Origin of the sequence: Pedobacter cryoconitis, assembly GCF_003259615.1 — a bacterium.
Lineage (GTDB): Bacteria > Bacteroidota > Bacteroidia > Sphingobacteriales > Sphingobacteriaceae > Pedobacter > Pedobacter cryoconitis.
The window spans coordinates 40,714-65,072 of record NZ_QLLR01000032.1 but is presented as its reverse complement, the minus strand read 5'-3'; the positions used below and the strand labels follow the sequence as shown (position 1 = coordinate 65,072).

19 protein-coding genes are annotated in these 24,359 nt (G+C 40.3%); 9 read left to right on the top strand and 10 right to left on the bottom strand.

Features of this window, described 5'->3' with window-relative positions; translation table 11 throughout:
- From LY11_RS22390 to LY11_RS22380, 3 genes are all read right to left on the bottom strand, one after another.
- Positions 1-285: hypothetical protein (locus tag LY11_RS22390; protein ID WP_211321584.1), on the bottom strand; the 285-nt coding region annotated here is incomplete at its 3' end.
- Positions 286-377: 92 nt separating this feature from the next.
- Positions 378-1,610 (bottom strand): PepSY-associated TM helix domain-containing protein, encoded by a 1,233-nt coding sequence (locus tag LY11_RS22385; RefSeq protein ID WP_111635851.1) that lies wholly within the window; start codon positions 1,608-1,610, stop codon positions 378-380.
- A gap of 140 nt (positions 1,611-1,750) precedes the next feature.
- Positions 1,751-2,866: a hypothetical protein gene (locus LY11_RS22380; RefSeq protein ID WP_146610896.1), complete on the bottom strand. Its 1,116-nt coding sequence runs from the start codon at positions 2,864-2,866 to the stop codon at positions 1,751-1,753.
- Positions 2,867-3,190: 324 nt separating this feature from the next.
- On the opposite strand from LY11_RS22380, the gene LY11_RS22375 reads away from it, so the two are divergent.
- Genes LY11_RS22375 through LY11_RS22355 form a run of 5 tightly spaced genes read left to right on the top strand, consistent with a single transcriptional unit; the run spans position 3,191 to position 9,150 of the window.
- Positions 3,191-4,318, top strand: coding sequence for a porin (locus tag LY11_RS22375; protein ID WP_111635849.1), 1,128 nt, complete (start codon positions 3,191-3,193; stop codon positions 4,316-4,318).
- Between the two features lie 9 nt (positions 4,319-4,327).
- Complete coding sequence (locus LY11_RS22370) at positions 4,328-5,797, top strand: anion permease (protein ID WP_111635848.1); 1,470 nt, start codon at positions 4,328-4,330, stop codon at positions 5,795-5,797.
- Positions 5,798-5,807: 10 nt separating this feature from the next.
- Entirely contained in the window at positions 5,808-6,491 is a 684-nt protein-coding gene (locus LY11_RS22365; protein ID WP_111635847.1) for a succinate dehydrogenase cytochrome b subunit, read from the top strand.
- Entirely contained in the window at positions 6,482-8,398 is a 1,917-nt protein-coding gene (locus LY11_RS22360; protein WP_111635846.1) for a fumarate reductase/succinate dehydrogenase flavoprotein subunit, read from the top strand. The genes LY11_RS22365 and LY11_RS22360 overlap by 10 nt, the downstream gene beginning before the upstream one ends.
- A 5-nt stretch (positions 8,399-8,403) precedes the next feature.
- Positions 8,404-9,150: a succinate dehydrogenase/fumarate reductase iron-sulfur subunit gene (locus tag LY11_RS22355; RefSeq protein ID WP_111635845.1), complete on the top strand. Its 747-nt coding sequence runs from the start codon at positions 8,404-8,406 to the stop codon at positions 9,148-9,150.
- Positions 9,151-9,404: 254 nt separating this feature from the next.
- Here the strand turns inward: LY11_RS22355 and LY11_RS22350 are convergent, their stop codons facing one another.
- A complete protein-coding gene (locus tag LY11_RS22350; RefSeq protein ID WP_111635844.1) occupies positions 9,405-11,093 on the bottom strand; it encodes a sodium/sugar symporter in 1,689 nt (562 codons plus the stop codon).
- A 201-nt stretch (positions 11,094-11,294) separates the two neighbouring features.
- Between LY11_RS22350 and LY11_RS22345 the strand changes: the two genes are divergently transcribed.
- Complete coding sequence (locus LY11_RS22345; protein ID WP_111635843.1) at positions 11,295-11,897, top strand: TetR/AcrR family transcriptional regulator; 603 nt, start codon at positions 11,295-11,297, stop codon at positions 11,895-11,897.
- 66 nt (positions 11,898-11,963) lie between these two features.
- Here the strand turns inward: LY11_RS22345 and fabF are convergent, their stop codons facing one another.
- Entirely contained in the window at positions 11,964-13,208 is a 1,245-nt protein-coding gene (gene fabF, locus LY11_RS22340) for a beta-ketoacyl-ACP synthase II (protein WP_111635842.1), read from the bottom strand.
- Between the two features lie 398 nt (positions 13,209-13,606).
- On the opposite strand from fabF, the gene LY11_RS22335 reads away from it, so the two are divergent.
- The 3 genes from LY11_RS22335 to LY11_RS22325 all read left to right on the top strand — a co-directional run bounded on the left by LY11_RS22335 (position 13,607) and on the right by LY11_RS22325 (position 17,724).
- The gene (locus LY11_RS22335) at positions 13,607-14,104 is read left to right on the top strand and encodes a cupin domain-containing protein (protein ID WP_111635841.1); all 498 of its coding nucleotides are present in this window, start codon (positions 13,607-13,609) and stop codon (positions 14,102-14,104) included.
- Between the two features lie 187 nt (positions 14,105-14,291).
- Positions 14,292-15,020 (top strand): acyl-CoA desaturase, encoded by a 729-nt coding sequence (locus LY11_RS22330; protein WP_111635840.1) that lies wholly within the window; start codon positions 14,292-14,294, stop codon positions 15,018-15,020.
- A 40-nt stretch (positions 15,021-15,060) separates the two neighbouring features.
- The gene (locus LY11_RS22325; RefSeq protein WP_111635839.1) at positions 15,061-17,724 is read left to right on the top strand and encodes an outer membrane beta-barrel protein; all 2,664 of its coding nucleotides are present in this window, start codon (positions 15,061-15,063) and stop codon (positions 17,722-17,724) included.
- A gap of 42 nt (positions 17,725-17,766) precedes the next feature.
- Here the strand turns inward: LY11_RS22325 and LY11_RS22320 are convergent, their stop codons facing one another.
- The 5 genes from LY11_RS22320 to LY11_RS22300 all read right to left on the bottom strand — a co-directional run bounded on the left by LY11_RS22320 (position 17,767) and on the right by LY11_RS22300 (position 24,328).
- Entirely contained in the window at positions 17,767-18,780 is a 1,014-nt protein-coding gene (locus LY11_RS22320; protein ID WP_111635838.1) for a DUF2931 family protein, read from the bottom strand.
- 38 nt (positions 18,781-18,818) lie between these two features.
- Positions 18,819-19,838, bottom strand: coding sequence for a DUF2931 family protein (locus LY11_RS22315; protein ID WP_111635837.1), 1,020 nt, complete (start codon positions 19,836-19,838; stop codon positions 18,819-18,821).
- Positions 19,839-20,185: 347 nt separating this feature from the next.
- Positions 20,186-21,514, bottom strand: coding sequence for a DEAD/DEAH box helicase (locus LY11_RS22310; protein WP_111635836.1), 1,329 nt, complete (start codon positions 21,512-21,514; stop codon positions 20,186-20,188).
- A 128-nt stretch (positions 21,515-21,642) separates the two neighbouring features.
- Positions 21,643-22,980: an MFS transporter gene (locus tag LY11_RS22305; RefSeq protein ID WP_111635835.1), complete on the bottom strand. Its 1,338-nt coding sequence runs from the start codon at positions 22,978-22,980 to the stop codon at positions 21,643-21,645.
- Complete coding sequence (locus LY11_RS22300; RefSeq protein WP_111635834.1) at positions 22,952-24,328, bottom strand: APC family permease; 1,377 nt, start codon at positions 24,326-24,328, stop codon at positions 22,952-22,954. Before LY11_RS22300 ends, LY11_RS22305 begins: the two co-directional genes overlap by 29 nt.
- Positions 24,329-24,359 lie beyond the last annotated feature (31 nt).

The following is a 24,359-nucleotide window of genomic DNA, read 5'->3' as shown; positions in this document are numbered from 1 at the left end:
ATAGATAAGCACATTCGCTTTATCCAAGGATTTCTCTAATTGCCTGATTCTAGCCTGAAGAGCTTTGGAATCTTTAACTTTGGGATCCATAGGTAATAAAGATACAGCTCCTTTTTCTAATTTTTTCTTATAAATACTTACCCAATTGGTGAGCATATGGACACTGGGTAAATGGTGCATTTTTGCAACAGCTTTGGCAGGTAGATTCTGATAAACTACCATAATAACTAGCTTTTCTCTAAAGGTTTTGGAGTAAGTTTTTGGCTCCGTTTCTAGTGCTTTCATTTGAGTCAATTAACTCAAAACTGTAAACCTATATCCGTATAAGACCCAGAATAGCGCATTAATTTTTGTAATCCCAGAAATATTTAATGAGTTTAAGCGACAGGCTCCTGCATAGCTGCAGTACTTACCTTTTTAAGCTCCCATGGGGCAATTGTCTTTTTCAAGACCATTTTTTCCTGAACCAATGGTTTCTTACCCTTTTTCTTTTTGAATTTCTTGCCGTACCATACTAAAAACCCGGTAATCGGCAAACTTGCTGAGATCAGGCTAGCTAAGAAGGCTATGATTTTTGTTGGCAGGCCCATTACTGAACCTACATGCAGATCATAGTTCATTCTTCTGATTTTATCTGGAATACTTGCATCCTCGTATTTCCCAAGCAGCGGCGAGTTGCCAGCAAACTGTTTCATCGTATATTGATCGAAAGCATACCTGTCTGCTTTATAAAGTGTTCCTGCTTTTAAATAAACGATGAACCCTATAGCGTCAGAAGCTTTTGCAGGGAGCGTAATAAACATTCCCGAAGCCTCACTTGTAGTGGCTAACTTACTATAAATCTTATCAATATTTTTTGGCTGAAACACAGCATTTGTCGTCGTATCTGATAAAGGTCTTGGCCTTGCCTCTAAAGATTTTCCGCCCGAAGTTACCCAGTATAAAGATTTACTATACCATTTATAACTGTATACAAGACCTGTTAATGAAATGAGCAGTAAGACCAGGAACACATAAAAACCCGCTACTTTATGCAGATCATAGTTGACGCGCTTAAAGCTGCCGCTCCATTTAATTTTAAAACTTTGGTCCCGGATTGATTGGATCCACTTTTTTGGCCACCATAAAACAATCCCTGAGATTAATAAAACCACAAAAACCAGTACACCTATTCCGATTATTTTTGAACCTGTTTTGCCCATCCACAGTGTACGGTGGCCATTCAAAATAAACCTGAAGAAATCTGCATTGCTTTTTTTACTCTTGCGGTCAATATGAATGATCTCAGCAGTATAGGGGTTCATGAAAATAACCAGGCTTGTCCCTTTTTTACGGTTTAGAGAATTCACGGTCGCCGCTTCATTTTTCTGCCCGTAATTAATAGAAGTCGGCTTTAATTTTCCTAATTCCGGTTTCGCACTGTCAATAAGCTGGGTCGGTAATAGAAAGGGTTTCTCCTGAGGCTGTACAAACTGCCATGGCTGGTAAAAGCTTCTTATTTCTTTTTCAAAAACATAAATACATCCTGTAATACTTACAATAAATACAATCAGGCCTGAACCAAGGCCCAGCCATAAATGTAACCATGCGTTAATCTTTTTTAAAGTCATAACCGAAGCCTAATTATAAATCGGGAGGTTAAAAACCCCATGCTATTTATTTAGAATGAATTAAGATAGAGCGCAAAGTAAATGATATTAATTTAAGATTCCTAGAGATACGTGTAATCATTCTAAATAAATTCAGCGATTTAGTAGCGGCTCAATTCAACTTTTAAAACTTTTTTAGTAGTGTAATTGATCCAGGTGCCGTTAATTTTATTTCCATTCCTCCAATCTGCTTCAATATTAGCTCTGGGCACCCAGGCTTTTAACTCCTCACTATGGTAATCATCTTCCACCAGGGAAAAATGGTTGTTTTCAAACTTTCCTCTCCACTCAATCGGAGTTTTAACTTTATCGTACCAGTATTTTAGCTGCAAAGAGCCATCCTCATAGATTTTAGAAATAATCAGGCTAACCGGATATTTATCATTGATTTTTCCCCTGAACATCTTTCCTTCAGGACTTGAAAGTGGAACGAGGTTCTTACTATCATTTAATAATTGTTTACCTGATAATGATAAGTATGAACTCAGTTCCCGGAAAGAAAAAGTAATAAAATAGTCATCTAAATCATCCAGCGCCCTTAACGCATGGTTAGAACACCTTCCTCTCACAAAAGTAATACTGTCCTGACTGAAGTAAAATTTGTACCATTCCAGCGTATTAGATTTTACATCATTTAAACAGTCGTTATACATACTGATCTGTTCATCTATGTCATCATCTTCTTGTTTGACAGTTCCTTCCGTTTTTTCGGGCGGCTGGTTTGCTTTTAGATAAGAAGTTATCCGCTGTTCAACTTTTTTATTCAGGAGCTTTTCCAGCTGTGCAGTACCGGTTTTAGTAAATAGTGTTTTTAAAATTACCGGGTCACCAGTGCTGAGGTCGAAATTATGGTAGGCTTCAAAATTTTCTGAATAAGCACCAGTCGCGTCACCGCTAACCGAGAAGCTTAAAATGTTTTTTGTGGTTTTAAATTGTTTCCAGCTTTCAAAGCTGATAGAGCCTCTGGTCGCTTGTTCGTCGTAGCAGACTTTTTCAAAAGGGTGTTTTTGAAAAACATTTGGCAGATGTTCCAGGTCTTCCAGTTGCAGGAAGGTATTTATTTTCTCAGCAATTTTTGGATTTGCTGCATAAAATATCTCTGGATATTGATTGGTTTCATAAACCGGTTTCAGCGTCTTCAATTCTATTTTACCTGTTTGTGCAAACAACAAGTTTGAGGAAAAAAACAATAGAATAAGTAAACTGTATTTTATCATGTGGTGGGGTATTTGTAATCATTCAAAATTAGGCATTTAAATTACTTGTAAGACGAAAATGTTTGTAGAAGCAGGGTTTTAAAGAATGAATTTATTATATTCATAGGCAAAAACAGGAGAAATTAAAATATTACTCCTTCTGCTCAGTTATTTATTTTAAACCATTTGACCTCTTATTTAATAATTACTATAAAAATCAGGTTTTGCTGATGAAGATCATATTTTGTGATGATAGCAGACATGCGCTGGCGCATCATTTAAGCGGATCTTTATATATGCTTAATAAATCACCATTGGTTTTTTTAGCTGATAATTAAAATCCATATGAATAAATTCTTAATCGTACTGGTACTCTCCTTTACAGGCGTTTTCCAAATCAGGGCACAGGAGCCTGTGAAAAAAGATTCTACAGCTACAGGTAAGATTACCATGCGCGGGCTATTTCAGGCCCGGTATCTTTTTAGCGGCAATAAAAACATCGATTTAAATGGCTTGCATCACCCAGATGGGAAAGCCGTTTATAATGATTTTGATATTAAACGGGCAAGGTTACAGTTTACTTCGAAAATATCAGATCGTACAGATGTAGTACTATTGCTTAACCTGGCAGATTTTAAATCTGATCCTAAAAATAAAGTTTTGGAGAATGCTTATATCACCTACAGGCTGGATAATTTTATAAATCTGAAAATGGGACAATTCAGACCTGCTTTTGGATTAGAAGATATGTACCCTGTTGATGTTATTAAATCAATGGATTATTCGAATCAATATACCGCCTTCGGGAATAACGGCTGGCAGAGTTTCCAGATCGGGGCAAGTATTTATGGGGCAACCCATGGAGAAATCCCTGTTAAATATGAGCTTTCTGTGGTCAATGGAAATAACAGGAACCAACTAATGGATAACGATAACGGGAAACACTTTTCTACCCGGGTAGAATTAGGCCTGCAAAAAAGTCTGAAGATTAAATTAGGATTGAATGGCGGATTGGCAACTGTTTTAGGAAGCAACGTATATGCTTCGGGCGTAGATTTATCCGGTGTTGTTCCCCTGGGTAAAAAGTGGTCATTGGAAATAGAAACGGAATTTAAGCAGGGAAATAACCATACCTATTATTACGGGCTGGATTCTGCTAAACGTGTTGGTGGTGTGGGTAATTACCAGATGCGCGGAATGTATTTTCTACCCAATCTGAGATATGCGATCAATTACCACCGTTTAAGCTCATTGGAGTTCTCCTGCAGGTACGAGAATTTTGACAACGATTTTAAACATGCCTCTAATAATCCAAGACAGACCTGGACACCAATGGTCAGTGCAGAGTTTTTGAAAGCTTATAGTGCACGTATCCAGGTGGGGGTCAATATTGACCGATACAAAAGAAATGTTCCCGGAACCACACAATACAACAATGAATTGTTTATAGTACAGGTCCAATCAAGATTATAAAATACCATCATGAAATCTACATCTACTCCAGCGGCAGCCGTGCCTCCAAAAAAAGAAATTCAACCCATTCCATTGCTGATTACCGTTGTATTCGGGCTCGCAATCTGGTTTATTCCCGCCCCCGAAGGTGTTAAACCGGAAGCATGGCATTTACTGGCCATCTTTCTGGCCACTATTGTCGGAATTATCCTGAAAGCAGCAAGTATGGGAACACTTTGTATGATGGCTATCGCGCTGGTTGCAATGACTGGTGTGCTTGCACCCGGTAATCCGGGGAAATCAATTACACTGGCCTTAAGAAGTTTCGGTGATAAAGTAATCTGGTTAATCGGAATCAGTTTTTTTATCGCCCGTGGTTTCATCAAAACAGGTCTGGGAAGCAGGATCGCTTATATCTTCATTAAGTTATTCGGGAAAAGTTCCCTGGGTTTAGCTTACAGTCTGGGTGCTGCCGACTTAATACTTGCCCCGGCTATTCCAAGTAACACAGCAAGGGGAGGAGGGATTATATATCCGATCATGAAATCTATGGCGATGAGCCTGGGTTCTATGCCCGATAAGGTAGAAACACACCGGAAAGTTGGTGCATACCTTACGCTGAACAGCTATTACATGAACCTGATTGCTTCTGCTATGTTTCTGACCGGAACAGCAAGTAACCCGATGTGTCAGAAATTTGCAGCAGATATGGGAATTCATATCAGCTGGATGTCGTGGTTCTGGGCAGCAATAGTTCCCGGACTGGCTTCTGTAATTATTATTCCCTATTTACTCTATAAAATTTTCCCTCCTGAACTGAAAAAGACAACAGAAGCACCTGCAATGGCTGTAGCCAAGTTGAAAGAAATGGGTAAAATCACAAAAAATGAATGGCTGATGTTATTGGCATTCGTGATTTTACTGGTACTTTGGGTAACCGGAGATCTGTTTAAAATAGATGCAACAACGACTGCATTTATCGGCCTTTCTATTCTATTGCTTACCCAGGTACTGACCTGGGAAGATGTCAAAGCAGAAAAAGGAGCATGGGATACCATCGTCTGGTTTGCAACACTGGTGATGATGGCGGGCTCATTAAACGAACTGGGCTTTATTCCCTGGTTTGGACATTTAATACAGACTTTACTTTTAGGAATGTCCTGGACACTGGCTTTCCCGATCATTATCGTGGTCTATTTTCTAAGTCATTACCTGTTTGCGAGTGCAACTGCCCATGTAGCTGCAATGTATGCTGCTTTGTTGGCGGTAGGTATTGCAATGGGTGTCCCTCCATTGTTATTAGCCCTTATGTTAGGTTTTACTGGTTCATTGTTTGGTACGATTACACATTATGCGCACGGCCCTGCTCCGGTATATTTTGGAAGCGGGTACGTGGATGTTAAACAATGGTGGATTATGGGATTGATTGTCGGAGTCGCTTTATTAGCGATCTGGATGGGATTGGGTGGTTTATGGTGGAAAGTCACCGGAGTTTATTAATCAAAATAATATGAACATAACTTTTTTAAAAAGCACTTTATCACGAAAAAACCTGATGGCCCTGACCGGACTGTTCCTGTGCTTTTTCCTGGTAATCCATTTACTGGGGAATTTGCAGTTATTATTACCGGCAGACCGCGCGGCAGAGAGTTTCAATTACTATTCTAACCTTTTGTCGGGCAACATATTTATCAGGATGATTTCTTATGTACTATATTTTTCGCTGATTGCACATGCAGTGGATGCTTTAGTTATCACCTTGAAAAATAAACAAACGGCTGCTAAATATGCTTATGATAACCGGAAACAAGCCAGTAAATGGTATTCCAGAAATATGGGTATCCTGGGTACTATACTCTTGATTTTCCTGGTGATTCACTTTAAAGATTTCTGGTACGTTTATAAATTCGGGACGGTACCTTTTGATAAAAATGGAAATAAAGATTTATATGTAGTGGTTGTCCACGCCTTTAAATCGTGGTGGTACGTATTACTTTATGTGCTATCGATGTTTGCCTTAGGCTTTCACCTTTTACATGGATTTAAAAGTGCGGTCAGAACATTAGGCTTATATCACCCGGGATATGCTGCACTCGTACAAATATTTGGTACGGTTTACAGTTATGCAGTTACTATCGGTTTTGCAGTTATCCCGGTTTACGTTCACCTTACTCAATTCGGATTATGGAATTAGATGCTAAAATACCAGCCGGCCCATTAGAAACTAAATGGAGCCAGTATAAAGCGCAGGCGAAACTGGTTAATCCTGCGAACCGGAAAAAATTACCTGTTATTGTGGTTGGAACCGGACTTGCGGGTGCCTCTGCCGCTGCCTCTTTAGCAGAACAGGGTTACCCGGTTACCTCTTTTTGTTTCCAGGATTCTGCCAGAAGAGCACACTCAGTAGCTGCTCAGGGCGGTGTTAATGCAGCTAAAAATTACCAGAACGATGGAGATTCTGTTTACAGGATGTTTTATGATACGCTGAAAGGCGGAGATTTCAGGGCACGGGAAGCTAACGTATACCGTTTAGCGGAATGTTCTTTAAATCTGATTGATCAGGCAGTAGCGCAGGGTGTACCTTTTGCAAGGGAATACGGCGGCTACCTGAGTAACCGCTCTTTTGGCGGGGTACAGGTGAGCCGTACTTTTTATGCGCGGGGACAAACCGGGCAGCAGTTATTGCTGGGTGCTTATCAGGCATTGATGCGGCAGGTTTCTCTTGGAAAAGTTACTTTATACAGCAGGCATGAAATGCTGGACCTGGTCGTGGTAGAAGGGAAAGCCAAAGGGATTATTGCGCGTAATCTGGATAGCGGGATAATGGAACGTTTTGCTGGCGAAGCTGTCGTGATTGCTACAGGCGGGTTTGGTAAGATTTATTATTTATCTACCCTGGCTATGGGCTGTAATGGTTCGGCCATCTGGCGGGCACATAAAAGAGGAGCACTAATGGCTTGTCCAAGCTGGACACAGATTCACCCGACGAGTTTACCCCAATCTGGAGATTATCAGTCAAAATTAACGCTGATGTCAGAATCATTGCGGAATGACGGAAGGATCTGGGTTCCTAAATTACCGGATGAGCAAAGGACTGCAAATGATATTCCTGAACAAGAAAGAGATTATTACCTGGAAAGACGTTATCCTTCATTTGGTAACCTGGCCCCAAGGGATATTTCTTCCAGAGCTGCCAAAGAAAGAATTGATGCTGGTTTTGGAGTTGGGGCACAGCGGAATGCCGTATATCTTGATTTTTCAAAAGCGATTAAAGAGCAGGGAAAAGATAAGATCAAAGAGAAATACGGCAACCTGTTCTCTATGTATAAAAAGATAACTGCCGATGATGCTTACGCTGCACCGATGAAGATTTCCCCGGCTGCACATTTTTCTATGGGCGGGTTATGGGTAGACTATGAGCTGATGACCACTATCCCGGGTTTATTTGCAATTGGAGAGGCTAATTTTGCTGACCATGGCGCAAACAGGCTAGGTGCAAATTCCCTGTTACAGGCTTGTGTGGATGGGTATTTCATCCTTCCGTATACGCTGGCTAATTATTTATCCGGGGAGTTGAAGAAAGAAAAGATAACCACAGATCATCCTGAATTTGATCGGATTGAAAAAGAAGTTATCGCGCAGCTGGCCGTACTTTGTGAAATTAAGGGTACAAAAACATCAGACTACTTCCATAAGAAACTAGGCAAGTTATTATATGATAAATGTGGTTTATCGCGCTCTGCACAGGGGTTAACCGAAGCAATTGAAGGAATTAAAGTATTAAGGTCAGAATTTTATAAAGACCTGATTGTGCCGGGTACTGCGGGTGAGATTAATAGTGAGCTGGAAAAAGCGGGCAGAGTAGCTGACTATCTGGAGATTGCAGAACTGATGTGTCATGATGCGCTCAGCAGAGAAGAATCCTGCGGGGCACATTTCAGAGAAGAATATCAAACTACAGATGGAGAAGCATTAAGGGATGATGAAAATTATTGTTATGTGTCTGCATGGGAGTGGAAGGGAAAAGACAATCTCCCTTTATTACACCCTGAACACTTAAAATTCGAGTTTATTAAATTATCAGTAAGAAGTTATAGTTAGGAATCATGAAGATACATCTTAAAATATGGCGTCAGAAAGATGCAAAAGCTAAAGGGAAACTGGTAGATTATATGCTGGATCAGGTAGATCACCACATGTCTTTTCTGGAAATGATGGATACTTTAAATGAGCAGCTTATCCTTAAGGGAGAAATGCCCGTTGAATTTGACCATGATTGCCGGGAGGGAATTTGCGGGACTTGCGGGATGATGATCAATGGACAGGCGCACGGGCCGGTTCCCGGTTTAACGGCTTGCCAGCTGCATATGCGGGAGTTTGAAGACGGGGCTACAATTTATGTGGAACCCTTCAGGGCAACGGCTTTCCCAGTAAAGCGGGATCTTAAAGTAGATCGTTCTGCTTTTGACCGTATTATACAGGCGGGTGGGTTTATTACAGCTAATACTGGTCAGCCAGCGGAGGCGAATACTTTATTGATTACCCATAAAACTGCGGAATCTGCTTTTGATTCTGCGGCTTGTATTGGCTGCGGTGCTTGTGTGGCCACCTGTAAAAATTCAAGTGCTGCACTTTTTACTTCCGCCAAGATTTCTCATTTGGCCAAAATCCCGCAAGGAGAAAAAGAAGCGGCTAAAAGGGTGTTGAAAATGGTTTCCCGGATGGATGAAGAGGGTTTTGGGCATTGCAGCAATACGGAAGCCTGTGAGGTGGAATGCCCGCAGGGCATCTCTGTACTGAATATTGCAAGGATGAACTGGGAGTATACTAAAGCGAATTTGCTAAAAGATTAAAATATATTTTGAATTGCTGTAGCGTTTGCTGATTTGCTTACGTTTTACAGGTAATAGGTTAGATTCGAACTCCGGAATCGGGTAATGGTAGTTACCAAAGGGATCTTCATCGGTGTGTTTTGTTGCTTACCAATGTTGATAATAAAAAGGAATTTGAACTTTTGGGTAGATGAAATTCCAAACACACACAAATGGATACAATAGCCCCTCAGTCGTTAAGATTGAGGGGCTTTGTTTTTATGCCTGACCGGGGATTACCAGAAAAGGCTGTATAAGGCAACGATAATCCCGCCTACAATCAAGGAGCCAATAGCGAAACTCTGATTGGTTTTAAACATAGAGCGGTCAACTTCCAATCCTTTAGGGTTAATTCCGTTCCTGTTTTCCAGTTTACTGATAATGAACATCGCAATTACACAAATTGCAAATACGAAGCCCATCCGGTCAATGAAAGGAATTTCATATAACATCGCACCATTTTTCTGTTCTACAAGTTTCGAGAAACCATAAGGGCTTAACCATTCCAGGTTAGCGAAAGATGGCAGTACTTTAAATAACACAGAAAGGATGAATCCACCGATAGTCGCAAATAATGCAGCATTTGAAGTGGTCCTTTTCCAGAAAAATCCGAGTAAGAACATGGCAAAAATACCAGGAGAAACAAAGCCGGTATATTCCTGTATAAACTGGAAGCCTCCTTTTTTATCAATTCCGAGTTGTGGCGCAATAATAATGGCTAAAACCATTGCCACAATAACGGTAATCCGGCCAACGACAACCTGTTTATTTTCGTCAGCATCTTTATTGATAACTTTCTTGTACACGTCCAGGGTAAATATGGTCGCGATACTGTTTGCTTTCCCTGCAAGAGAAGCTACAATGGCCGCCGTTAAAGCTGCGAAGGATAATCCTTTTAGCCCCTGTGGTAAAAGGTTAAGCAGTACAGGATAAGCCGAATCTGCATTTAGAGAACCGTCTTTTAACATGGCTTTATGGAAATCCCCATAACCTTCTTTATACAAAACATAGGCAGCGATACCTGGTAAAACAACGATCACCGGCATCAGTAATTTCAGGAATGCAGCAAACAATAATCCACTGCGGGCCGTTTTTAAATCAGCACCTAATGCTCTTTGTGTAATATATTGGTTACAGCCCCAATAGTTGAGGTTAACGATCCACATCCCGCCGATTAATACCGAAAGACCTGGTAAATCCATATAATGTGCATCTTCTTTATGGAAGACCATCTGGAAGTGATCTACTGCTTTTTCTTTGATCAGCGAAAGTCCGTTAAACACGCCCGTGGTTCCAAAGTGTGTAGAGACTAATTCCAGCGCCAGGTAGGTTGTTGCCAGGCCACCAAGAATCAAAAAGAATACCTGGATCACATCCGTATAGCCGATTACTTTCATCCCGCCGAGGGTAATAATTACGGCAAAAACAGAGAGGATATACATACAGGCAGTAATATTAATGCCTGAGATACTGTTAATGGCTAAAGCGCCCAGGTAAAGGATAGAGGTCAGGTTAACGACCACATACAATAAAAGCCAGAAAATAGCCATAATCATGGCTACCGTACTGTTATACCGCTGTCCGAGAAATTGTGGCATCGTATAGATTTTATTCTTGATATAAACAGGAATAAAAAATATAGCGACAATAATCAGGGTTGCAGCGGCAAGCCACTCGTAACTGGCAATGGCCAGACCCATGGTAAAGCCCGATCCGCTCATTCCAATAAATTGTTCTGCTGAAATGTTGGAGGCAATAAGGGAGGCACCGATCGCCCACCAGGTTAAGGAGTCTTTAGCCAGGAAGAAATCTTTTGAGTTTTCTTTTTGTGCTTGTTTTTTTCGGTAAACTGTCCAGCCATAAAGGGCGACGATGAGGAAGTAAACGAGGAAAACGACGTAGTCGTAAGTGCCTAATGAATTCATAGTTTAAGTGGTTCAGATTAAAGGGGGTATGGCCTGTAATCTATTTCCTTTATCAGGAGGTTGGTTTATAATTGGTTATCGAAATAAATTTAGTATAATAATTTTATTATGCAATTTATTATACGGAGCAGTTTAGCGTTCTGCAGATAATTTGTTACGTAAGCTATGGTTTGGGACAGAAATTTTCAGGACTTTTGTTGCATGGATCATGTATTGTCAAAAGCAGAGCGTACCCGTCAGTTTATTATTGAAACAACAGCGGGTATATTTAATACCAAAGGATATGCGGGGACTTCATTGTCAGATTTGACAGAGGCTACCCACCTGACCAAAGGAAGTATTTATGGCAACTTTGAGAATAAGGAAGATGTTGCACTTTCAGCTTTTGATTATAATTTGTCCAAGATCAGGAAAGCTATCGCTCAGCGCATGCAGAAGGCGGGCAGTTACCACGATAAGCTGATGGTCTATGCACAGGTTTATCATAGTTTCAGCGGGGCCCCTTTTCCAACAGGCGGCTGCCCGATCCTGAATACAGCCATAGAGGCTGATGATACCAATACTTTATTAAAAGCAAAAGCTGCCAAGGCTGTAACCGATTGGAAAAAAGATATTGGTAACCTGATTGCTGCAGGAATGGAAGCCGGAGAGTTCAAAGCGGATACGGATATTGACCGGGTCGCTTATTCCATCATTGCGCTGATTGAAGGGGGGATTATGATTGCGAAAATTACCGGACATTCTTCAAATCTGGATAAAATACTCATTACCGTAGAATCGGTTATCCTTCAGCTGAAAGTATAAAGCCTTTTTTTAAGCGTAAAAAAACCGGCATGTTTGAATAACATACCGGCTTGAAATGATTTTTGTTTATAACGATTTGAAAACAACGATTCCGTTGTGACCGCCAAAACCGAAAGTATTACTCATGGCTGAGGTAACTTTGGCAGAGATCGCTTCTTTAATCACGATATTCAGGTTTGATGGAATTGCAGGATCAAGTTCATCTGTATTAATCGTTGGCGGAATAATACTGTCACGCATTGATAACAAACAGATAATTGCTTCAATCGCTCCGGCTGCACCTAATAAGTGACCAGTCATAGATTTTGTTGCACTGATGAACAAGTCATTTTTACCCGTTCCCAATAGATTACTTACTGCTTTAGTTTCAGAAAGATCACCAACCGGGGTAGAGGTAGCGTGTGTATTTAAGTAATTAATGTCATGGATAGTCAAACCAGCCTCAGTAAGTGCTAATTTCATCGCATGAGAAGCCCCTAAACCTTCAGGATGGGTTGCTGTCATATGGTAAGCATCGGCAGTCATTGCCGCACCACCAATTTCTCCGTAAATAGTTGCACCGCGTTTTACGGCGTGCTCGTATTCTTCCAGTACCAATGCACCTGCACCTTCACCCATTACGAAACCATCACGTTTAATGTCAAATGGTTTTGAAGCTGTTTCAGGCGTATCATTTTGTGCTGACATCGCTTTCATTGCACAAAATCCACCAACTGAAGAGGCAGAAATCGGCGCTTCTGAACCACCGGTCACAATGATTTTTGCTTTACCCATACGGATATAAGTGAAAGCATCCATAATTGCTGTGTTAGAAGTTGCACAGGCAGAAACAGTGGTGTAATTGATTCCCATATAACCGTTACGGATAGAAATCATCCCTGATGCCATGTTAGCAATCAGTTTTGGAACAAAGAACGGGCTATAACGTGGTGTACCATTTCCGAGCGCAAACTCAGCAGACTGTTGCTCGAAAGTATCCATTCCACCTTGTCCTGATCCCCAGATCACACCGACATCAAATGGGTCCATTTTGTCAAATTCAAATCCAGAGTCTTTGATTGCCTCATCAGACGCTACTAAAGCGTATTGCGTAAAACGGTCCGTTCTTTTAATGTCTGACCTGTCTAAATATTTTGTAACGTCATAATCCTTGAGTTCACAAGCAAATTGCGTGCGGAAGAGGGAGGCATCAAAGCGGGTAATCTTTGCAGCTCCGCTTTTTCCAGCTATGGTATTGCTCCAGAAAGTATTTACATCATTTCCTAAAGGCGTTAATGCGCCAATCCCTGTGATAACAACTCTTTTTAACATATGTTATATATAAATTAATGATTGATCATCGCCTTTACAGCTTTGATTAACTCTTTAAGTCTGTTTAAACTTTATACAAACTTCTACAAAAGTAAGATTATATTTAATACCTAATGGTATAATTCGGTTCTGTATTTACCGTTTTTCCCATTACGACGCGAAAATACAAATATTAAAATCAAATATTAGCCTGTTTATATTTATGTTGCTTGTGTGTGTTTATATTTAAACGGGTTCTTTAATGGATTGCGGGGATGTTTATTTGTGTAACTGATATTTTGCAATGCGTTTAGCATAGCGAAAGGCAGGGGGCAGTTAAAGGGGGATTCAGTGCGAACAAATAATCAGATGAATTTTAAACTGTTTCTTATATTTGAGCATTAAAATATTTATATATAATGTCAGATCAGAAAAAAGAAATATTCGACAGTGTTGCACAGCGACTAAAAATTGAGGGTTTTAACGTAGTAAATCGTGATGAAACCCGTCCTTGGGGTGGTTTTTTCGTGATTGATGAAGCACAAGCACAACAGTTTGCCAATGTTTACTTTGACGGACTAAATGTAGAAGAGCTGAAAATCTCAGGAAAATTAAGTCCTAAGATTTTAATCGTTGCACCAAATACACGTTTATCATGGCAATATCATCACCGTCGTGCAGAGATATGGAGAGTGGTAAGTGGTACAGTAGGTGTGATTACCAGTGAAACTGATGAGCAGGGTGAGGTACAACAACTGATACCTGAGCAAACTATTAAATTGAAACAAGGGGAAAGACACCGCCTGGTAGGTTTGGATGACTGGGGTATTGTTTCTGAGATCTGGCAGCATACTGATCCTTCGAATCCATCTGATGAGTCTGATATTGTACGTGTATCAGACGATTTCGGCAGATAAATTATATTCCGGCATGTGTTTGACTTCAGGATCAGATACATGCCTTTTTTTTCTCTATTTTGCGCTTGTCGGTATTCAACAAAAAATTAATAATCAAAACATTCCGCGCCAAATCCCTTTTCTTTTTCTATTTTTGTAATTGAAACATCCCAAAGGATGCGCCGTTCTATAGTATACCCAATTCAATATGATCATATTAATATTTTTTCTACTGCACTGGTTCCTGTCACTTTTCTCTCAAACTTTCTTTTTACACCGCTATGCTTCGCATAAGATGTTTAAAATGAATCCGTTCTGGGAGAAGTTTTTCTATACGATTACTTTTCTGTCTCAGGGTTCTTCTTTCTTAAATCCAAGAGCATATGCTATTCTTCACCGCATGCACCATGCTTTCAGCGATACAGAGAAAGATCCGCACTCTCCGCATTTTGTAAAAGATGTATGGGGAATGATGATACAGACTAAAAATATCTATCTGAACTATGCAAAATACAATGAGGAACCGGAAGAACAGTTCCGTGATAATTACCCTTCATGGCCGCTGATTGATAAAATAGGTGACTCCTGGATTACAAGAATGGTCTTCATTAGTTTTTACATCTGGTTCTATGTAACTTTTGCTACGGCCTGGTGGATGTTCTTATTGTTGCCGGTTCATTTCCTGATGGGCCCTTTACATGGTGCAATTGTGAACTGGTGCGGCCATAAATACGGGTATTCAAATCATGATAACAATGACCACAGTAAAAATTCTCTTCCGCTGGATTTCCTGATGATGGGGGAGTTATTCCAGAATAATCACCATAAAAAACCTAACAATCCGAATTTCGCTTCTAAATGGTTCGAGTTTGACCCTACTTATCCGCTGATGAAAGTGATGCACTGGTTACACATCATCCGGATCAGAAAGACTTAATAGCTAATATTCATCTTTTTTATAACTGCCAGCTAAGATTTTGAAGATATATACAGCGATTTTTCTAGTTATATTTTTAAATGGCGTTCTGCTTTCTTCAGTAAATGCGCAAAGCGGAATTCATGTTCGCGGTGTGGTTCAGGATACAACCAATGTGGGTATCCCTGGTGTAAATGTGCGTTTAATTACAGGCAAAGATACTTTAAGCAGCAATACAGATACTACGGGCGGTTTTGGCTTTTCCAATGTGAGGAGCGGGAATATTACATTGCTGATCCGTGGTATAGGTTATTATGCTTACAGCAAGGTCTTTACCTTAAAAGACGGACTGCCGGACCAAAATTTGCCAACCCTGTTTTTAAAGTCTTCGGCACTTCAATTAAATGAAGTCGTGATCAAAGCAAAGGTAGTACCTATGCGGGTCATGAAAGACACGGTAGAGTTTAATGCAGATGCTTATGCTGTTCATGAGAATGATAAGGTGGAAGATCTGCTCAGGCAATTGCCAGGTGTTGAGCTGGATAAAGACGGTAATGTTTCTTCTGCGGGTAAAACACTGACTAAAATACGCGTGAATGGGAAAGACTTTTTTACGGGAAATGTAAAGGAGTTTATTTCAAAATTGCCTGCAGGTACGGTTTCCAAAATCCAGTTTATTGATGATTATGGTGACAAAGCAAACTTTACAGGGATCAAAACCGGAGAACCACAAAAGATTTTAAATCTTGTACTGAAGTCAGACCGTAATAACGGGAATTTTGGCAGTGCTACAGTGAGTGCGGGAACGGATAAGCGTTATGGCCTGAATCTGAATGACTATTTGTGGCGGGACCTCCGGCAGATTGGTGTAAATGCTATTGCGGGTAATACCAATACGGGGGCAGGGATCAATACGAATTCCAATATGGGATTCAGCTACCGGGATAAGGTTAAAGAGAAGCTGGTTTTTAGCAGCAACTATAATTACGTTTACAATAAAAACGAAAGTATACAGCAAAGTCTGATTGAAACGGTAAATCCGCAGGGAATTATCTATGACCAATCGGCAAATACGAATTCTTCCAAAAGTAACGGGCATAACCTGGACCTGAGCCTGGAGTCCACCGATCAGGATAACTATATCAGGGGAGGATTCAGAGGGGCTTTACAGGGTACAAATAGTACTTCCATCAATGAGTCTATACAAACCGGGGTTATCCGCCGGGATTTAAATACACAACGCATTGGTAAACAGCATAATCCTAATTTGAATGCTGATTTTTCTATGGCCCGCAAGTTGAAAAAACCAGGAAGGCTGTTCTCTATCGGGATTTATGGTAGTTCTGGTCTTACGGCAAACAACAGTGATCTGGACAATCAGATCAGGTACTATGATCCTAAGACGGGGGTGGCGGTTAAAGATTCGTTATTGGATCAGTTGGTTGAGGACCGTAACCGCACAACCAGCCTGACTGCTAATTTTACTTTCACCGAACCCTTGAACAAAGAGAAAGATTCACTGGTTAAAAGGAGTCTTGATTTTAGCTATTTCTTTTCCTTGAACCATACCAGAAATAGCCTGGATACCAAAGACAGGGACCAATCAGGAAATATCAGGGATATAGATTCTTTAAGTAATTCTTATACTTCTTCTTTTAGTAAACATATCATTGGGGTCAATTACCGCTACGAAACAAAAAAGCTCAATTATGTGCTTGGGGTAACCGGGCAGCCGAGTTTATTAACCGGAGCTTATGACGGGCGGACGGACAGAGTTTACCGTGCTGGTTTTAACTTTTCGCCGATTGCCCGTTTAAATTATATGGTTTCCACTAAAAATCAGTTTAATGTATTTTATACCGGGAATAGTGTAGAGCCTAATTTTAACCAGCTTCAGCCGGTAAGGGATACACGTAATCTGAATAATATAGTGATTGGGAACCCAGATTTAAAGGCTGCATTTAATCATTTGATTAACCTGAATTATAACCATAGTAACCCTCAAAACGGAAGTAATTTACAGGTTGGAATCAGAGGATCAGTCACGCAAAACCAAGTGGTATCGAATACTCTATTGATCCCGGATAAGCTGGCTCCCGATTCGCTGAAGAACTTTAACCAGGAAACACATTATCTGAATACCAATGGCAATTATAATTTCGGCAGTAATTATTATTGGGCTTTACCTTTTGGGAAAAGGAAATATACGTTTGAATTGATAGGTGGTATTAATTACATGCACCGGGTTTCATTTGCAGAGGAAATGAAAAATATTGGCCAGGGTGTTAATATCAATCAAAGAGCAGAACTAAGGATGTACCGGAAATGGATTATGCTGAATACCGGTGTGAACTATAATTACAATAGCAATAAATATTCAATCGGAGGCTTTAATTCAAATACGTTACAGATCTGGACGTTTAATATGGATAGCAGGATATTTATTTTAAAAAGCCTGATGTTTGGGGTAAATGCAGGGAAAACACTCAATGAGGGTTTTTCGGTTGGTGCCACGAACCCACTGATCATTAACGGCTTTATAGAGAAGACATTTTTCAAGAATAAACGGGCTGTTGTGAAGCTGGAAGGGAATGACTTTTTAAATCAGGGAAATAACCTGACCAGATCGATTACAGACAACACGACTACAGAAAGCAGGACTAACCAGATTACCAGGTATTTTTTACTGAGTTTTACCTGGAATCTACAGAGTTTTGGGGGATAGTATAAAGGTTTGAGAGAAAACTTAAGGGATAGCAGAAATGTATTAACGTATATAAGAGTTAATCTTTGCCTTTTTGAATGGAATTATCCCGGCAGCAGTTTTTAAGCTTACAGCAGGCCCGTAGTCGTTAGTAACATGGAGCAGCAAATCACTATGCGTTCCTGGTTTTAAAGCAGAAAATATCTGATCTGTTTCTGTTTCATCAAAATCTATCTGAGATCTCCTTTCCCGTTTCTTGTGATCTACCCAGAATATATATAACTTTTCAATTGCTCCTCTTTGGATATAGCCAGCGGGATTTAATCTTTTGGACATTAAAAAGTCCATTTCTTTGTTGAACATGAACATCGATAAGCTAAGAATCTTCACATCCCCGGTTATTACCGGCTTCCAGCTGAAGTGCCTTCTCCAGTGATCCCATTTCCCATACGGGATTTTATGGTCAGCAATCTGCTGCTGGACTTCTTTTGGTAAATCGGCTATAATATGTTTGCCATATTCTTCCATCGTACCATTATAGCCCGGTATTTCACTTTTCCAGTCTACATCATTTGTTTCTTTTCCCTGGTAACGGCCCACCTCTACCTGTTTACCAGGCCCACCAAGCCAAAGGACAACCACTCCGCCCGGAGCCATCCCTACTTTAAAGTAAAAATACTCCTCATGTCCGGATGGTAAATCTTCTGCAGGGTATCCTGTACTGAGTAAGGAGTCTATGAGTTTAACATTCAACGGGAATTTACCCGTGTAATTTTTGTTTTCAGTAAATGAGATCCAGGTTAACCTTAAAGTGTCTGGCGCTTCTTTCAAATCCTCTCCGGAAGATTCAATTGATCCGGTTTCTCCCCATCCATAATTTATGATTGATCCTGAAGGGACAGCATTTACAGGGTTTTTTCCTGCATAAAAAATTCCGCTATAAATGCGCATCGGATATTCCTTAGGCGCATTTTCAGTCGCTATCCAATCGTACTTTTTTATAGTGGACTTATTCTGACAGGAAAAAATAATGCAAAGCCCGATGCTTATGCTAATCAGACTGGCTGTTGATTTCATTCTGTTCTAAATAATTCTATGGTTATCGTATTCATGCCTTAGCGCAAATAGGTATTGACTTTCGCTTTTTTGAATGGGATTACTCCGGCAGCAGTTTTTAAATTTACTGTAACCTCGCCATCATTGGTTACATGGAGCAGCAGGTCAGAGTTTTCGCCTGGTTGTAATGCGGAAAATATCTGATCTGTTTCTGTTTCATCGAAATCTACCTGAGATCTCATTTCCCGTTTCTGGTGATCTACCCAGAATATATAGAGTTTTTCAATTGCTCCCCGCTGGATATAGTCAACGGGATTTAATCTTTTACCCACTAAAAAGTCCATTTCTTTGTTGAAGGTAAACATCGTTAGCCTAAGAATATTCACCTCACCGGTTATCACCGGCTTCCAGCTGAACCGTCTTCTCCAGTGATCCCATTTCCCAAACGGGATTTTATGCTGAGCGATCTGCTGCTGTACTTCTTTCGGTAAACCGGCTATAATATCCTGGCCATATTCTTTCATGGTCCCCTTATAGCCCGGTATTTCACTTTTCCAGTCCACCTCATTTGTTTCTTTTCCCTGGTAACGGCCAATTTCTACCTGTTTACCTGGTCCGCTGAGCCAAAGAACAACCACGCCACCCGGAGCCATTCCTACCTGGAAGTAGCAAAAATCTTCATGCCCTGCGGGTATATCCCCAGCAGGATAGCCGGCGCTGAATAAGGAGTCTATTAATTTTACATTTAAAGGGAATTTGCCTGTGTAATTTTTATTTTCAGTAAATGAAATCCAGGTCAGGTCCAGCGTATCAGGAGCCTCTTTTAATTTATCTCCTGAAATTTCTATAGATCCTAATGCCCCCCAGCCATAGTTTATTGTTTTATCACCAGGAACGTAGGTGTTCCCTTCTTTTCCATAATATAGGTACCCACTGTAAACGCGCATCGGATAGTCTTTAGGTGCACATTCGGTTGGTATCCACGCGTATTTTTTCATAGGAGATTCAGATTTATTCTGGCAGGATAAGTTCAAACAAAGCCCGATGCTTAAAAGGATAAGACTGGTTATTTTAGACATTTTACGCTTTCTTTTGATTATAAATTTTGAGCTGCATTTGAACTGATAGTTTTTGCATTCGCCACATAATCGCCCCTGGATATTTCCGTAAGATGCCCAAGGGAAATTTTTTATTGCCTTTCTCCATAACCGGGATCTAAATAATTATACGGATTTTTTATTGTTCTAATATACTTGTTTTCATGATAATTAGGTATAGTTCTTTAAAGTTGTTTATAAATTCTTTAAAATCTAATTGATTTATTATATAGTATAAATAAGGCGATGAAAAATGATTCTATAAATCCTTAAACGAAAAAAACCGTTTCCCATAACAGGAAACGGTTTCAAGATCTTAATGTTTTAAATTAATCTGTTTTAGCTTTAGGTCTTGAACCACTGAATCTGCGGTTACCGCCACCACCATTGCCACCGCCCGGAGTTCTTTTTGCTCCGCTAAGATTTGGCTTATATTCAGTTCTTTCCTGACGGCCGCCTCTTGAAGGCTTGCTTTTTCCTTTTACTTTTGCTGCTGCAGCGCCAGACATCAGGCTCTGCCAGCTCATTGCATAAGGATGATCTTCCTGTACAGGGATTTTAAGGGCGATTAATTTCTCAATATCATCCAGGTATTCTTTTTCTTCTCCATCACAGAAAGAGAAGGAAACCCCACTGTTACCAGCACGGCCTGTACGGCCAATTCTGTGTACATAAGTTTCAGGAACATTAGGCAATTCGTAGTTGATTACGTGTGTTAATTCATCCACGTCAATACCACGGGCAGCAATGTCAGTTGCCACAAGAATACGGGTAGTTTTGTCTTTAAAATTAGTTAAAGCTCTTTGTCTCGCATTCTGTGATTTATTACCGTGAATAGCTTCAGCTTTTACACCAACTTTAATCAGGTCTTTAACGATACGGTCTGCACCATGTTTTGTACGGGTAAAAACAAGTGCTGTAGTAATCGTTTTATCCTTAAGAATATGGATTAATAAATTTTTCTTATCATTCTTATCTACGTAATAGATAGACTGCTCAATTTTTTCTGCAGTTGAAGATACAGGCGTTACTTCTACTTTTAACGGATCAGTTAAAATCGTATTGGCCAGTTTCTGAATTTCACCAGGCATAGTTGCTGAGAAAAACAAAGTCTGTCTTTTAGCAGGCAGCTTTGCAATAGTTTTCTTCACATCGTGAATGAAACCCATGTCCAGCATTCTGTCTGCTTCATCGAGTACAAATATTTCAACATCTTTAAGGTTAATAAAACCCTGGTTCATTAAATCAAGCAATCTGCCTGGTGTAGCGATCAGAATATCTACTCCGCGATGTAAAGCATCAGTTTGTGCTTTTTGTCCAACACCACCAAAAATAACCAGGTGACGTAAAGAAAGGTTTTTACCATAAGCTTTGAAACTTTCTTCAATCTGAATGGCAAGCTCACGCGTTGGCGTTAATACCAGGGCACGGATCGGTCTTGGGCCTTTGGTATTCTGATGTTCTTTATTCAGCAGTTGTAACATAGGGATTGCAAAAGCCGCTGTTTTACCAGTTCCGGTTTGCGCACAGCCTAGTAAGTCTCTGCTTGTTAATATAGTAGGGATAGATTGTTCTTGTATAGGGGTTGGGTTAGTATAACCCTCTGCTTGCAGCGCTTTTAAAATAGGCTCAATCAGGTTTAATTCTTCGAATAACAATGTGTTTGAATTTTAATGTGTATAATAATGAGGAGACGTTAACAATCAGCAGGTGTTTAATTAATGAATTCCTTGCTGTTTAAAGAGTTACATTTCGCTGGCGCAAATATACATATAAGTTCCGTAACTTATTTGTCTTCTTTAAAGCGGGTGAAAAACAATAGGGCGAGGACACATAAAACAAAGCCTGCAACACCATTTAAACGCAGTCCGAAATCATGTCCGGGATCTTTTCCGTAGATAGTGAGCATCGCAAAGAGTGCAATACCCAGCGTTTGCCCAAGTTTAACAAACAGATATTTAACGGCGAAAAACATGCCCTCGTGGTTTTTACCAGTCTCCCTGGTGTCTTTTTGAGCGATGTCGGCAAGGATAGCATTGGGCAGAATACCAAGAGCGGCCAGCGGAAAAGAAGCACAGACTACCAGGATATACATCTGCATGGCCGGCGGGAAAGGCAGGTGTCCAAGGAAGTAAATAGTGACAAAAATAAGACTAAGGATAGCGAAGGCAGCAATGACGAGGGCCTTTCTGCCATAACGTTTTGCGCCGGAATTGACGAAAGGATAAAATAAAAGGGAAAGAAAAACCATCGTCCCCATATATTTTCCACCATCTGATTCAGGCAATTTCAATAAAACGCTGACGAAATAAAGTAAACCGCTTGAAATAATACTTAGCGCTGTGTAATACGCGAAATCTGAAATCAGGTAATATTTGAAATTCGCATTGCGGAAAGTATTTTTAATCGCCGGCAGCAATGGGATATGTGTAGGCTTACCATTACTGTATTCTTTTTCGTTGATGGTTACTACAGGAAGGATCATCACCAGTCCGGAAAAAATACTGAGCCCGATAATGGTGTACTGAAGCGCCTCCATCCTTTGCTGAATATGAAATACAAACTGAATCAGATCAGCAAAGTTATTGATCATGGCGGAGAGGATCATCCCCATCACAAAACCAACCTGCTGAAAAGTCGATAGCTTAACTTTTTGTTCTGCTGTATGTGCAAGTTCTGCCAGTAAGGCATTGTAAGGTATGATATAGGTAGTAACCGACATGAAAAAACCGATAAGCATCAGGGTAAGCCACCAGGCATTTGCGGTGGACTCTGCTTTAACCAGCGGATGAAAGATCAAACTGCAGAAAATAACTGCGGGGATAATGGCATAACGCATAATCGGGATACGCCTGCCTTTGGGATTTGTACTTCCATCGCTCACAGAGGCAATAAAAGGATCATAAAAGGCATCGAATAATCTGCCTGATGCCGCGATCAGCGACAAGATGTTAAATATCCCGAATACAATCAGCTGAGGAACTAAAGGCGTTAAGCCGGAATTGGTAGGCGGCAGGTAGAAATAGGGGAGCATCACAATAATAATATTGGTCATAATGCTCCAGCCCATCATTCCGGCTGCATACGTGATTTCTTTACTTAAGGGCAGTTCCTTCTGCTGCATCGGTTATTTTCTTCTTTTTGTTGAATGTTTTTGAAATAAAATAAATGGCTACGAATCCTATAAATATATACAATCCATTGATAGCAGCCGATGGATCATCCTGATAAATACTGATCCCAACGAATAAATAAAAAGAAATAAATAGCACAGGGAGCACAGGATACCATTTCATCCTATATATACTGCTTTTATCTAAATGAGCAGTAGTTCTGCGCAGGATAAATAAAGTAGCTGCTGAACTTGCTGTTCCGATACATTCCAGGATAATGGAGTAGTTGACAATTTTATCGAAAGTCTGTGCGAAAAAGAGCGTAGTCATCACCAGCGCAGTAAAAGTAGTCAGGCTCACTACCATCACCTCTGTTTTCTTACTCTTTTGTGCAAAAACAGAAGGTAATGCTTTTTCTTCACCCATGGCAAACATAGCTCTTGGATTACTCAGCAGATTCACATTAACATAACCCAGAACAGATAAAAATATAACCGCAGAAAGTATAGTGAAGCCTGCGGGACCGAAAATCTTTCCTGCTAATATCGCTGCAATGCTATGGGCAGTTTTCAGCTGTTCAAATCCTATCACTTTGACATAAGCATAATTGATTAATAGGTATAGGGAAATGATCATAAACAGACCTATTTTAATTCCTTTGGGGATGATCTTCTTGGCATCCTTAACTTCACCACCCAAATTGATAGTTTGTGTATATCCGGCAAAAGAAAAAGTAACTGCGATCAGGCAAATCCCCAATGCTTTCCCGTAATCTGACCAGACAGGCATAACACCTGAGGCGGTTTTAAATACAGGGGTGATGGTTTCGGTTTGTCCGCCGAAAAATATAGCGCAAATCAAGGTAAGTACAAGAGTTATTTTAATGACCGTTAATACATTCTGTACTTTTGAACTTGCTTTTAAGCCCATGAGGTTGATACTGTAAAATATAAGTATCGTTACCGCAGCGACCACAAGCCGGTAAAAGTCGGTCTGCATTGCTGGAGGAAAAATAACACTGCTCAGGTATTCTGAACCGATTAAAGTTACAGCCGCCATAGAAGCGGCATTGGTTAACACGACAACACCGTTAATGGCAAAGGCTACCGAAGGATGGTAACAGGTAGAAAAGATCTTGTAATAACCGCCGGTTACCGGAAAACGTGAACCTATTTCTGCATAGATGAGTGCGCCGCAATAGGCCACTAAACCACCTATAATCCAGGCCAGAAAGAATAATTCAGGGATCTGTGCCTTAGCAGCTACATTAACTGGTGTACGGAAGATGCCCATTCCGATGACCAGGCTGACAACGATCATAGACAGATCGAAAAGGGAAAGTTGTTTTTTAGGCTGCATGTATAGCTGAGGTAAATGCACGAAGGTAAGG